Below are 11,553 nucleotides of genomic sequence, written 5' to 3'. Positions count from 1 at the left end.
GGTCGTGGCGCTTCCATGACGAACCTGGCCCATAATGCTTCCTTCCATTCACGAGAAAGGATCGCACCATCAAACCCTGGGATCAAACACCTAGGGGGCTGTTGCTCGTCGGCTGCAAGGCATGTTTCCGTCTTTTCGGCCGAAGGCGGTCCACAACAGCAACGTATGGGCCGTCAAATGAGCGCAAAAAACAGACCCCCGGAAATCAGGGCGAAGGCGACCGCCGTCGCGGCACGGTCGGCGAAGGCGGCTTGAATCCGCTCGATGTTCGTAAGTGCCGGTGGGGCGTCGTCTGTCTCAGTAGAGATGTCGGAACTGGCCTTGGTATCAGACATCGCGTGGAATGCGGCCATGGCCAGCAACGCGGTCCGGCGGAGCGGTTCGAGCAGATCGCCTTCGGGCATACGGGGCGCCTGCATCCCGACCGCCGCGGCCGCTGCGGCCAGGATCACGGCAAGCCCGAGGGGCCAGGCCTCGACGATTTTCTTCGCAAGATCGGCAGTGGGGTCCGGATCGGTTCCGAGGATTTGTCCATAGACGACAAACGGCGCGGACAGCGCCGCGATCACCAGCGCCAGAAATGCGAACATCATGGCCGGGGGCGGGTTCTTGTCCGGTGTCGCGGATGGCAGGGTGAACATAAGCCGCGCCAGCACCAGCCCCGAGGTCAGCGCCGAAAACCCGATCAGCGCGGCGCCGATCTCGCCCGCGGGGCCTTTCACCGCAGCCTTCGCCAACGCCCCCGCGGTCAGCGGTAGCCCGGCCAGCGACAGCGCGAGCGCCCCCATGAGCAGCAGGAAGAACGGGCGCGAGTTGCGCAGCCAAACGCTTGCCATGCCCACGCCCAGAAACAGCGCACCTTTCGTCAGCCCGTGATGCAGCGCATAGAGCGCAAGTATCGGCAGCAAAGCCGCAGCGGGCAACCCGGTGGCCAGAGCGACCCCGCAAACCCCCATGATCAGCCCCATCTGGCTGACCGTTGAATAGGCAAGGACCGTCTTGGGATTGCTTTGGGCGGCCCCGAGCAATGCAGCGATGAACAGCCCCGCAAACCCCATCAGGGCAAGCGTTGTCCCGCTGATCGGCCAGGTCGTGCCCCAGGGCAGGAAGGCCAGGAGGCCGAAGATACCCGCCTTGACGATCGCGCCAGATAGCACCGCCGAGGCAGGGACCGGGGCGGCCGGGTGCGCCACCGGCAGCCAGATATGGAGCGGCATCAGCCCCGCCTTGATCCCGAGACCCGCGATCAGGAGCCACAGGATCAGGGGATCGGTGCCGGGGCCGGCCAAGGTGTCGCGGATATCGGCGATCAGGATCGACCCACCCGCCGCCGCGCTGCCCATGAGGAACGCGGCGAAAAGAGCCACCTCACCGATAACGGCCAGCACGATGTAAACCGCGCCCGCCCGAAGCGATGCGGGTTTGCGATCATGGATCACCAACGGATAGGCCATCAGCGACACAAGCGCGAAGGAGACATAGAAGGTCGCGGCATCCGCGGCGATGAAAACACCCACGTTACCGGCAAGAACGAGGTTCCAGAAGAGCGCAAAGCCTGCCGCTCTCTGGTCGTTTTGCAGGTAACGCGCCGCATAAAGTCCGGCGAGTGTCCACAAAATCGCGGCACCCCCAAGAAAAACGGCGCGGGTGTCATCCAGCCGAATTCCTCCATCGAGCAAGAGCCAAGGGAGGCCGAATTCCGTTCCGCTTGGTGCATAGATGGCAGCGGCGAGCGCGGGCAGGGGGGCAAGCGGGAGTGCCGTGATCATGCGCGGCCCGAGTTTCGGCAGGACGCAGAGCATGGCGAGGGCAAGCGGCCAGAACGCCGCTGCTGACAAGAGGAGCGCAGGCTCGATCCCGATCATCTGAGATACCCCGCGTCCACGATCAGACTGACCCATTCCAGCGGGCTGAAGGGGAATGAGGCGAAGAGCCCCGCACCCAGCGAGGCCAGCGCGGTCACTGCCGCGGGCAGGACTAGCATCCGGTTCCAGCCGCCGGTGAGTTCGGCGACCGGAGCATGGTCGCCCTGAGGCGGAAGCAGCCAGGCCCGGTAGAGCAGCGGCAGGAAATAGGCCGAGTTCAGTAGCGACGATCCGGCCAACACGGCAATGACCCAGGCATCGCCCGCTTCCAGCCCGCCCGATCCCAGGTACCATTTCGAGATGAAGCCCGCGACCGGCGGAACCCCGATCATGCCAAGCGCGCCGATCGTGAATGACGCCATGGTCACCGGCATCAGTCGTCCGGCTCCGTCGAGCTCGGTTACGGCCTTGATATGGAGCCTGTTGGCCAGGGCGCCTGCACACATGAAGAGCGTTATCTTCATGATCCCCTGGTGCACCAGGTGGACCAGCGCGCCGACCGCTGCGATGGGCCCCGCGAGGCTTGCACCAAGGACGATGTAACTGACCTGGCTGACGGTGGAATAGGCCAGCCGCTTCTTGATGTCGTTCTGCATCACGGCGCGCAGAGACCCGTAAAGGATCGTCGCGGAGGCCAAGAACGCCAGTGGCAGGCCGAGGCCCAGATCGGCGACGGTGCCAGCGCCATAGATGTCATGGACCACCCGCAATATGCCATAGGCCCCCGCCTTGACCACTGCGACCGCGTGCAGAAGTGCGCTGACCGGGGCCGGCGCGGCCATGGCCTGCGGCAGCCAGCCGTGAAACGGCAAGAGTGCCGCTTTTACGCCGAGGCCTCCAATAAGGAGAACGAAGATCAGGATCAACGTGAGCGTTGGAACGGGCGACAGGTCTGGCGGTGCAGCAAATTCAAGGGGGCCAACCAGTGCTTTCAGCCAGAGGATGCCGGCGAGAAAGGCGGCGCTGCCCGCCAGCGTATAGGTGAGATAGACGCGGCCCGCGGTCAGCGATTTTTCGTCGCCCTTGTGCACCACAAGCGGCCAGGTCGCCAGCGTCAGAAGCTCGTAGAACAAAAAGAAGGTGATCGCGGTGCCAGAGATCGCGACGCCGGTCGCCGACAGGACGCAGAGGTTGAAGAACCCGAAAAAGCGGGCAAGGTTCGGGCCCCGCTCGAAATAGGCGATGGCATAGATCGTGGCGATCAGCCAAAGAAACGTCGAAAGCGTGACGAAGAGCAGCGCAATGGCGTCGACGCGCAACACGAAATCATGGCCCGGCAGAAACTCGTAGCGCCATTCGAAATCAACCCCGCCCTGCGCCTGGAGCAGCAGGAATCCCACCAATGCGAGTTTCACCAGGGCGAAGAGGATGTTCGAGGCGTCGCGCCAGACTGCCCGGGCTTCGGGCATGGCGAAGCTGATCAGAGCCGCGACAAGCGGCAGCGTGAGCAGCGCGAGGGGGAGGAACGCCGTCATTGCGCGTCCTCCGAAGCCGTTTTAACCGTGTTTTCTAGCGATGGCGGCGGCTCTTGCGCGACGGTGGCAGGCGCCCCGCCCGTGGCCAGCTCCGCCAGTGGACCGCCCGCAAAGCCCAGCAGCAACGCCGCCAGCGCCAGAGCAAGCGGTGCCGCAACCATCGACGGGGCCTTTGCGGGCACCGCAGGCGTCTCGCTGCCGGAAAACGCCACCGCCAGCGGGCGGAACAGGTAGACGGCGGCCAGTAGTCCGCCGATCAGCATGACCGCCGCGTGAATGGCTTGGCCCTGGCGAAGGGCCGCGTCCACCAGCAGGAACTTCGCGCTGAACCCACCCGAGGGCGGCAGCCCCATCAGAGACACCGCCGCCAGCCCGAAGGCGGTCACGGTCAGCGGCATCGCGCGGGCGAGCCCCGCCAGATCGGCGATGCGCGGCCCCGCCGCCGCCTTCAGCATCAGCCCGGCGGCAAGGAACATCGCCGCCTTTGCGATCATATGGGCGACGGCATGGAACGACAGGCCCGCCCAGGCATGGCCCGCCCCCGCGATCAACGGGAAGGCGAGAAACAGATAGCCGATCTGGGCCACGGTCGAATAGGCGACAAGCGCCTTCAGGCTCTCCTGCCGGATCGCCTGAAGCGACCCGAAGAGGATCGCCAGCGCGCCGATCCCGCCAAGCACATGCAGGCCCGCGGGTGTGGCCGCCGCGGCCAGCCCCTCGAACCAGAGCCGGACCGTGATGACAAAACCGATCTTGACCACAAGCCCCGACAAAAGCGCACTCGCCGGGGCAGGGGCGGCGGCATGGGCCGGCGGCAGCCAGCCATGGAGCGGAAAGAGCGCGGCCTTGACCAGAAGGCCACCGGTCATCAGCGCGAGCGCCAGAGCGGTCGCAAAATCCGCCTCGGCCATGCCGGCCAGAAGCGTGACATCCACGGTGCCATAGCGCGACAGGATCAGCGCGACGCCCAGCAGGTAGAAAATCGAGCCCAGGAGAGCGATCAGAAGATAGCGCAGCGCCGCCCGGACCGACCCCATCGCCGCCATGGCAACGGCTGCGATGCTGGCCATTTCCAGCGTGACATAGAGGTTGAAGAGGTCGGTCGTCAGGAACGCGGCGTTCGCCGCCGACCACATCAGGTAGTAGAGCGGCCAGAAAGCAGCCGTTTGCGCGTTGCTCGCATGGCTCTCCGGGGCGAACTGGTGCAGAGCGTAGAGGCCTGTCAACCCGGCGGTGAGCGTCACCGCGGGCACCAGCATCTGCGCCAGCCCATCGGCGCGCAAAAGCACACCGAGCGGCAACTCCCACCCGCCGACGACATGGGCGGTTCCCGGGTCGAGCGTCATCAGCCAGACCGACAGCGCCGCCATGGTCGCGATCGCCAGCGCAAGCAGCGACCGTTGCCACCCGCCAGCGAGCAGCGACAGCACCATGAACACCAGTGGCGCGACAACAAGAAGATCGAGGGGACTCATGTCTTGCCGCCCCTTTCATCGTCTTCTTTCGCGGCGTGGTCTTCTTCGGCTTGTCGCAGAATGAGCGCAGCACCAAATGCGGTGAGGGCGACGGCAACGACAATTCCGGTGATGACCAGCGCCTGAGGGAAGGGGTCGGTTGTTGCCGCTCCACGGCCAAGCCCGCCGAGCATCAGGAACACACCGGCGCCAGAGACATTGACCGCCAGAAGCTGGCGCAGCGCATGGCGCAGAGTGATGAAGCCGAACAGCCCCAGCCCTACCAGCACGGCCCCGGTCAGCGCAAAAAGATGACCCGTCGCGAGTGCCTCCATATCAGTCCCCGCCTTCCTGAACGGCGGCGGGTGGCACCGGCTTGCCCGCGACAAGAAGCGCCAGCGTGGCCCCGATGGACAGCGCAAGCGCATATTCGATGGCCACGATCAGCGCCTTTTCAAGGCCCACGGGGTAGGACAGGAACCGGCCAAGGGCTATTCCGCCAAGCCCGATGCCGAGAAACATCGCCGGACCAAGCACCAGGACTGAGCGCAGCCGCATGTCGTCCGCGCGCGGCAGGGCAATCGCCCCGCCCAACGCCGCCACCAGAATGCCCCCCGCCAGCACGGTGCCGCCCTGGAATGCGCCCCCAGGCAGGTCGGACCCGGTCCAGACAAGGTAGGCCGCCATGACAAGGGACGCCGGCAGAAGAACGCGGGAGAACGTGCCGATCACAGTGAGGGACACGGGCGTCGCGATGGCAAGGGATGCCGGACGTTGCGGCCAGCCGCCTGGCGGGGCAATGGCCCAGACCGCCACCAACGCCCCCAGCAGCACGAAGGTCTCCAGCAGCGTGTCGTAGGCGCGAAATGCCAAAAGCACACCGGTCACAGGGTTCTCGATGCCGAGTGCGGGCATGAGCGTGGCAATCTGCGCCCCCATACGGTCGGTCGGAGAAATCGACAGAACGGCGACCGACAACAGCACGATCAGCCCGCCACAGATCACCGCGACCGCCGCCCGCATCCAGGGGCTTGTGGGCTCACATTCCACCGGGTCGCCCATGGCACTCAGCCGCGCGTGGGCCAGGATCAGAAGGATGCCGGTCACGCCCGCGCCGATGGCGATTTCGGCCAAGGCCACGTTGACCGCGCCCAGCGACAGCCATGCGATGCCCAGAAGGTTGCCGAAGGCGATGAAAAAGACGATGCCGCCCAGGGCGCTTCGCATCAAAAGCGATGCGGCGGCCGTGCCCAGGATCATCAGACACAGGACGAGGTCGAAAACGAGGCTCACGGTCGCGGGTCCGTCTCGTCCTTGGAGCTTTGCCCCAAGACCTGCGCCGTCGCCCCGGCAGTGAAGATGGCAAAAAGCCAAACGATTGCGATTTTAGCGGCGACCGCGACCGAGCCCCAATGCAGCGCAACCGCCAGTGCCACCAGCCCCAGCCCGACATTGTCGGCCTTAGTCAGCGCGTGCAGCCGCGACGCGGAGTCGGGGAACCGCAAGAGGCCCAAAGACCCCGCCGCGTAGAAGAACACGCCCATAAAGAGAAGGCCGGCAATCGCATACTCCAGCCCGGTCATGACCGGTCCTCGCCGTCCTTCCGGGCTCCGCGCGGGGCTCGTGACGCCACGAAAGCCGCCACGGCCAATGCCGCCAGAAGCGTCGCGACCAGCGCGGCATCCAGCATGGTGGCGTCGCCCCGTGCCGCCCCGAGCGTCAGCGCAACTCCGATCACGCCGGTGCCCACCAACTGCGCCGCCATGATCCGGTCGATCGTGCCGGGTCCCTTCCAGGCGCGGACCAGGGCCAGAGCAACCGTCACAAGGAGCGCCATCGCGGCGGCATAGAACAGCCCGGTCATTCGGTCCGTCCTCCGCCCGCCGTCAGCACCTTTTCGATCCGTGCCTCCTCGGTGCGCAGGCTGTCGATCTCGAAACCTTCGGCCTGTAGCACATGGACATCCAGCTCACCCTTGGAAGATGCCGCGGCGAGTGTTCCCGGCAGCACGCTGATCACGCCGCCCAGAAGCACACGGAACTCATCCGGCCTGTTCTTCAAATTCAGGGTCACCCAGGCAGGCCCAACCGGCAGTCGCGGGTCGAGCGCGCGGCGGGCCACGTCGAGCCCCCCCAGAAACCCGCGCGCAAGCAACGACGGTCCAAAAACCAATGCCCTGTGGGGTCGCAGCCCTGGACGCGTTGCGGGGTATAGCCAAAGGCTAAGCACCGTGGCCGCAAGTGCCGCGGGAATGCCGAACCACAGCGACGAAGCAACGCCGCCGGATAGGGCCAGCCACAGCCCGGCAAAGAGCATGAATCTGAACAAACCTGTCAAAGAGACCGCCACCCCATCACGATCTTTTCTTGAGGTATAGCCTGCGTTCTCAGGCATTTGAAGAGCGAAAGTGAATTAGTTTCCCTTGCTGACTTGGTGTCGTTGAATACGATAGCGTTATGGAGAGTGATGTAGAATCCTTTTTTGCGCTGGCCGAAGCACTTGGTATCGGGCTCCTGATCGGCATTGAACGGGAACAGAATGCACAGGCCGGCGACAAGGCCGCGTCTGCCGGGGTGCGCAGCTTCTCCCTGGCCGCGCTCATCGGCGCGCTCAGCATAATGGCGGGCGGTGTGCCGCTGCTGGCGGTGGCGGTCATTGCGGTGGCCGTGACGCGCTTGGTGTCGGTGGCGCAGCGGGGCGATCCGACGACCGGACTGACCACCAGCTTCGCGCTGGTCGCGGTGGTTGTGCTGGGTGCGATGGCCACGGTCACCGCCATGCTGGCGGCGGCAGTCGCGCTGGTCATCGCCTCGCTGCTGGCCGCGCGCGAGGTTTTGCACGGGTTCAGCCGCCAGATCCTGACTCCGCCCGAGTTGCGCGACGGGCTGATCCTGGGTGTCTCGGCGCTGGTGATCCTGCCGGTGCTGCCGAATGTCGATATCGGGCCCGGCGGTGCGCTGAACCCGCGCAACCTGTTCTTGATGGTAGTTCTGGTCATGCTGATCGGGGCGGCCGGTCATGTCGCAACGCGCGTCGTGGGCGTGCGCCTCGGCCTGCCGGTCAGCGGGTTCCTGTCGGGTTTCGTGTCCAGCCTTGCCACCATCGCCACCCTGGGCAAGCGGGCGGGCGAAAAGCCCGAGGACGCAACCAGCGCCGCGACGGGCGCGACGCTGTCCTCGGTGTCTTCGCTGGCCCAGAACGGGATCATCCTTGCCGCACTTAGCCCCGCGATGCTGGGCACCGGAATACCCCTCCTGGTCGGTATGGGCCTGATGGCGGCAGGCATCGGCGCGCTGATGTTCTTCCGCACCCTTGGCGGTGAGTTGAAGCCAGCCAAGATGGAGCTGCCGAACCGGGTTTTCTCGGTCTGGGGCGCGGTCAGGTTCGCGGCCATCGTCGCGACGGTCATGGTTTTCTCGGCGACGCTGAACGACATCTTCGGCAATGCCGCCATCCTGGTGACCATCGCGCTTGCGGGTCTCGTCAGCACCAACTCCGCGGTCGTGGCCCTTGGATCGCTGGTGGCAGCAGGGCAGATTCCGGCCATCGACGGCACCTTGCCGCTGGCGGCCGCCCTGACGGCCAACACTCTGGTCCGCACATGGGTGGCGCGGAGCAGCGCGGATAAATCCTTCCGGCGGGCGGTGATCTTGGGGCTGGTCGCGCAACTGGCAGCACTCTGGGCAGCCTGGTGGATCGGCGGTGTTGTTTGGGACTGGCTTGTCGATACCGCCGAGGAACTGGTCGAATAGGGTCCGCTCAGAAACTGCCCAGCATCGTCCCCAGCGCGATGGCGACCACCAGCGACAGGATCGGCCCCAGCACGGCGACGACGAAGATGTCGCCGTAAGCTTCGCGGTGGGTCAGCCCGCAGATGGTCAGAAGCGAGATCACCGCCCCGTTATGGGGTAACGCATCCAGACCGCCGGTCGCAATCGTGGTGACGCGGTGCAGAAGCTCGGGCGAGATGCCCGCAGCGGCACCGGAGGCAAGATAGGTCTCACCCATGGTCTGCAGCGCGATGCCCATGCCGCCGGACGCCGAGCCCGTGATTCCGGCCAGCACACTGACCGAGATCGCGAGCGAAATCAGTGGGTTCCCCGGTGCCATCCCCAGCATCGCATTGCGGATCACCTCGAATGCGGGCAGGCCCGCGATGACCGCCCCGAACCCCACGAGGGCGGCCGTGTTGAAGATCGGCAGGACCGAGGCATTGGCACCCTCCGACAATGTCTTGCCCGGCGCGGCCAGCCGCCGCCGGTTCAGCGCCCAGGTGGCCAGGATCGACAGCGACAGCGCCGCGATGATCGCCCACATGCCCTGCACCGAGGACAGCGTCGTGGGGCCAAAGGGCGGTTCGGCCAGATAGGCGGTGTCAAGCGCGGGGAGGACAAGGTTCAGCATGACGAGATTCAGCGCCACGACCAGCACGATCGGAAGGGCGGCGATGCCAAAGCCCGGCAGGTCCGATTGCGCCATGCCATGGGCCTCACTTCGGTCGAGGGGCGACAGTTCCAGCGTGTCGAAGCCCTCGCCCTGGGCGCGCTCGCGGATCTCGCGGCGCAGGGTCGAACCGCCCTCGGGCAGGGCCGCGGCCGGCGCTTCGTACCCTTCCCCCGCCCGTCGCAAACTGCGTTCACGCCAGCTCAGCCAGGCCTGGCCCACCCCCAGCATGACGGCGCCCGCAATGAGGCCGATACCGGGTGCCGCGAAGGGTGTGGTGCCGAAGAACGGCATCGGAATCAGGTTCTGGATCGCGGGTGTACCCGGAAGGGCGGTCATGGTGAAGGTGAAGGCACCCAGCCCAATCGTCGCCGGGATCAGACGGCGCGACACGCCCGCCTCGCGAAACAGCGCGGCGGCCACGGGAAAGACCGCGAAGGCCACCACGAACAGCGACACACCGCCATAGGTCAGGATCGCGCAGGCCAGAACGATCGAGAGGATCGCGCGTTCGCGCCCCAGCCAGCCGGTGGTAGCCCGCGCGATGGACGTGGCTGACCCGCTCGCCTCCATCATCTTCCCGAAGACCGCACCCAGCAGGAACAGCGGGAACAGCAGCACGATGAAGTTGCCCGCGGCCTGCATGAAGATCTGCGTCAGTGTGGCCAGCACCGGTTGCCCGGACAGTCCGGCCGCCAGCAGCGCCAGAACAGGCGCCAGAACCAGTACGCTGATCCCGCGATAGGCCAGCCAGATCAGGAGACCGAGGACGGCGACGACGATGGCGGCATCAAGCATGGTGGAGGTTCCTTGTTCAGCAATAGGTCGCGGCAAGATCGAGCGATGACCGTTTGCCCAGATCGCCGCCATGGGCCGCGAGCCAGGTGTCCGCTGCGCGCCAGCCGATGCCGTGCAGGCGGATCAGGAACCGCCATTCGGTGTTCATCTTGCTGTGCGAGCCCTTGCCGGCCATCTGGGCATCGTCGTGGATGCGGTGCACGCGCAGCTTTTCCACCTGACGGAACAGGGTTTGACTGTATCGGGCGGGAGGCGCGCGGTCGAGTTCCAGCTGCTGGCGCAGGATCGCCACGCTGCGCATCTGGCTGACGAGGTTGGTGTTGAAGGTGATCTCGTTCAGCCGCCCGACGATGTCGCCGGGTGTCTTCGGCACCTCTTCGCGCCGCGACGGGTTGACGGTGACCAGCATCAGATCGTTGGCGGGACTTTCCTCGATCAGGGGCAGGATCGACGGGTTGGCGGTATAGCCGCCGTCCCAATAGGCGTCCTCGCCGATCTCGACCGCCTGAAACAGCATCGGCAGGCAGGCCGAGGCCATCAGCGCATCCGCGCTGAGGTCATCATTGCGGAACAGCCGCGTCCTGCCGCTGCGCACATCGGTGGCCGAGACGAAGAGCCGCGGCGCCGCAGGATCGGTCAGCGCGGCAAAATCGATCTGATCCTCGAGCAGCCGCCGGAGCGGGTTCACGTTGAGCGGGTTGAACTGGTAGGGCGACATCATCGCCTTGGATGCAGCGAGGAAGGGTTTCGCCCAGGTTGCCGGTGACCAGGGCGCGAAGAATCCGCCGAAGAGATCGGAGGGGACGATCCCGCCCGTCGCCGCCCGGCTGACACCCTTCCAGAAGGCCCAGAGCGCCCGCTGCGCGCCCGCGCGCCCGCCGGTCGCCAGCCCGTGCGCCAGGACGGCTGCGTTCATCGCCCCGGCGCTGGCGCCGCTGACGCCGGCGATGTCGATCCTCGCGTCTTCCAGCAAACGTTCGAGCACGCCCCAGGTAAAGGCGCCATGGGCGCCTCCGCCCTGCAGGGCGAGATCGATGCGGATTTTCTTTTTGGGCAATGGGTCACATCCTGACAGCTCGGCAAATATTCGTCTGCCTATGACAGTTTCGGCCCGACCAGGCAATCGCTGCGCTGATGCGCCAGAAGCAATTGGCCGTCGCTGCCCTGGATCAGGGCCTTAAGCCCGGTGCGCGCGGTGCGCCCGAACGCAGCGAGGTCGGGAGAAAACTCTTTCTCGACGGCCATCATCGCCGCGAGGATGCCGCCGCTGCGAAGGATGAGGTCGAACTGTGCGGGAACCTCGACACCGGTTCCGGCCAGTTCCGCCAGGATGCGTTCGACGTGGGAACGAATCCGATCCTCGGCATTCCCGTGATCGTTTTCCTGGGCGTCTTCCAGTGCATGGACGATGAACACATGTGCGCTAGGTGTTCAGTCCCGGCATCTGGTGGATCGGGTTTAGGATGAATCTGTCTGGCTCGGATGTCCAGATTTTGCAGATGTATTCGTAGGGCGTGA

At 65.7% G+C, this 11,553-nt stretch carries 12 protein-coding genes; 1 reads left to right on the top strand and 11 read right to left on the bottom strand.

The genetic code is table 11. The features are described 5' to 3' along the window. Nucleotides 1–173 precede the first annotated feature (173 nt). From BLP73_RS18665 to BLP73_RS18630, 8 genes are read right to left on the bottom strand one after another with little or no spacing between them, the layout of a single operon-like run. Nucleotides 174–1,865, bottom strand: coding sequence for a complex I subunit 5 family protein (locus BLP73_RS18665; RefSeq protein ID WP_052341703.1), 1,692 nt, complete (start codon nt 1,863–1,865; stop codon nt 174–176). Beyond that, a complete protein-coding gene (locus BLP73_RS18660; protein ID WP_058096213.1) occupies nt 1,862–3,340 on the bottom strand; it encodes a complex I subunit 5 family protein in 1,479 nt (492 codons plus the stop codon). Before BLP73_RS18660 ends, BLP73_RS18665 begins: the two co-directional genes overlap by 4 nt. Continuing rightward, on the bottom strand, nt 3,337–4,815 hold the full coding sequence (locus BLP73_RS18655) for a complex I subunit 5 family protein (RefSeq protein ID WP_058096212.1): 1,479 nt from the start codon (nt 4,813–4,815) through the stop codon (nt 3,337–3,339). Before BLP73_RS18655 ends, BLP73_RS18660 begins: the two co-directional genes overlap by 4 nt. After that, nucleotides 4,812–5,129, bottom strand: coding sequence for an NADH-quinone oxidoreductase subunit K (locus tag BLP73_RS18650; protein WP_043540310.1), 318 nt, complete (start codon nt 5,127–5,129; stop codon nt 4,812–4,814). The genes BLP73_RS18655 and BLP73_RS18650 overlap by 4 nt, the downstream gene beginning before the upstream one ends. A gap of 1 nt (nt 5,130) precedes the next feature. Continuing rightward, nucleotides 5,131–6,087, bottom strand: coding sequence for an MnhB domain-containing protein (locus BLP73_RS18645; RefSeq protein ID WP_029032391.1), 957 nt, complete (start codon nt 6,085–6,087; stop codon nt 5,131–5,133). After that, the gene (locus BLP73_RS18640; protein WP_043540309.1) at nt 6,084–6,377 is read right to left on the bottom strand and encodes a cation:proton antiporter; all 294 of its coding nucleotides are present in this window, start codon (nt 6,375–6,377) and stop codon (nt 6,084–6,086) included. The genes BLP73_RS18645 and BLP73_RS18640 overlap by 4 nt, the downstream gene beginning before the upstream one ends. Then, a complete protein-coding gene (locus BLP73_RS18635; RefSeq protein WP_029032390.1) occupies nt 6,374–6,658 on the bottom strand; it encodes an MrpF/PhaF family protein in 285 nt (94 codons plus the stop codon). The genes BLP73_RS18640 and BLP73_RS18635 overlap by 4 nt, the downstream gene beginning before the upstream one ends. Next, nucleotides 6,655–7,188: a Na+/H+ antiporter subunit E gene (locus tag BLP73_RS18630; protein WP_090748473.1), complete on the bottom strand. Its 534-nt coding sequence runs from the start codon at nt 7,186–7,188 to the stop codon at nt 6,655–6,657. The genes BLP73_RS18635 and BLP73_RS18630 overlap by 4 nt, the downstream gene beginning before the upstream one ends. A 62-nt stretch (nt 7,189–7,250) precedes the next feature. Here BLP73_RS18630 and BLP73_RS18625 point away from each other — a divergent pair, with 62 nt between their 5' ends. Beyond that, nucleotides 7,251–8,546 carry an MgtC/SapB family protein gene (locus BLP73_RS18625; RefSeq protein ID WP_090748470.1) on the top strand — a complete coding sequence of 432 codons (1,296 nt, stop codon included), beginning with the start codon at nt 7,251–7,253 and terminating at the stop codon, nt 8,544–8,546. 7 nt (nt 8,547–8,553) lie between these two features. Here BLP73_RS18625 and BLP73_RS18620 read toward each other — a convergent pair whose 3' ends face one another. The 3 genes from BLP73_RS18620 to BLP73_RS18610 are packed head-to-tail and all read right to left on the bottom strand — an operon-like array spanning nt 8,554 to nt 11,451. Next, the gene (locus BLP73_RS18620; protein ID WP_245686761.1) at nt 8,554–10,107 is read right to left on the bottom strand and encodes a GntP family permease; all 1,554 of its coding nucleotides are present in this window, start codon (nt 10,105–10,107) and stop codon (nt 8,554–8,556) included. Continuing rightward, complete coding sequence (locus BLP73_RS18615; RefSeq protein ID WP_029032388.1) at nt 10,052–11,092, bottom strand: patatin-like phospholipase family protein; 1,041 nt, start codon at nt 11,090–11,092, stop codon at nt 10,052–10,054. Before BLP73_RS18615 ends, BLP73_RS18620 begins: the two co-directional genes overlap by 56 nt. A 38-nt stretch (nt 11,093–11,130) precedes the next feature. Beyond that, nucleotides 11,131–11,451, bottom strand: a complete 321-nt coding sequence (locus BLP73_RS18610; RefSeq protein WP_029032387.1) for a hypothetical protein — start codon at nt 11,449–11,451, stop codon at nt 11,131–11,133. Nucleotides 11,452–11,553 lie beyond the last annotated feature (102 nt).

Origin of the sequence: Paracoccus tibetensis (genome assembly GCF_900102505.1) — a bacterium.
Lineage (GTDB): Bacteria > Pseudomonadota > Alphaproteobacteria > Rhodobacterales > Rhodobacteraceae > Paracoccus > Paracoccus tibetensis.
This window is presented reverse-complemented; position numbering and strand designations above follow the sequence as displayed.

Excerpts from the sequence above, each read along its gene's own strand:
- BLP73_RS18665 (WP_052341703.1), bottom strand. The coding sequence starts at position 1,865 with ATGATCGGGATCGAGCCTGCGCTCCTCTTGTCAGCAGCGGCGTTCTGG.
- BLP73_RS18660 (WP_058096213.1), bottom strand. The coding sequence starts at position 3,340 with ATGACGGCGTTCCTCCCCCTCGCGCTGCTCACGCTGCCGCTTGTCGCG.
- BLP73_RS18655 (WP_058096212.1), bottom strand. The coding sequence starts at position 4,815 with ATGAGTCCCCTCGATCTTCTTGTTGTCGCGCCACTGGTGTTCATGGTG.
- BLP73_RS18650 (WP_043540310.1), bottom strand. The coding sequence starts at position 5,129 with ATGGAGGCACTCGCGACGGGTCATCTTTTTGCGCTGACCGGGGCCGTG.
- BLP73_RS18640 (WP_043540309.1), bottom strand. The coding sequence starts at position 6,377 with ATGACCGGGCTGGAGTATGCGATTGCCGGCCTTCTCTTTATGGGCGTG.
- BLP73_RS18635 (WP_029032390.1), bottom strand. The coding sequence starts at position 6,658 with ATGACCGGGCTGTTCTATGCCGCCGCGATGGCGCTCCTTGTGACGGTT.
- BLP73_RS18630 (WP_090748473.1), bottom strand. The coding sequence starts at position 7,188 with ATGCCTGAGAACGCAGGCTATACCTCAAGAAAAGATCGTGATGGGGTG.
- BLP73_RS18625 (WP_090748470.1), top strand. The coding sequence starts at position 7,251 with ATGGAGAGTGATGTAGAATCCTTTTTTGCGCTGGCCGAAGCACTTGGT.
- BLP73_RS18620 (WP_245686761.1), bottom strand. The coding sequence starts at position 10,107 with ATGGCGGCGATCTGGGCAAACGGTCATCGCTCGATCTTGCCGCGACCT.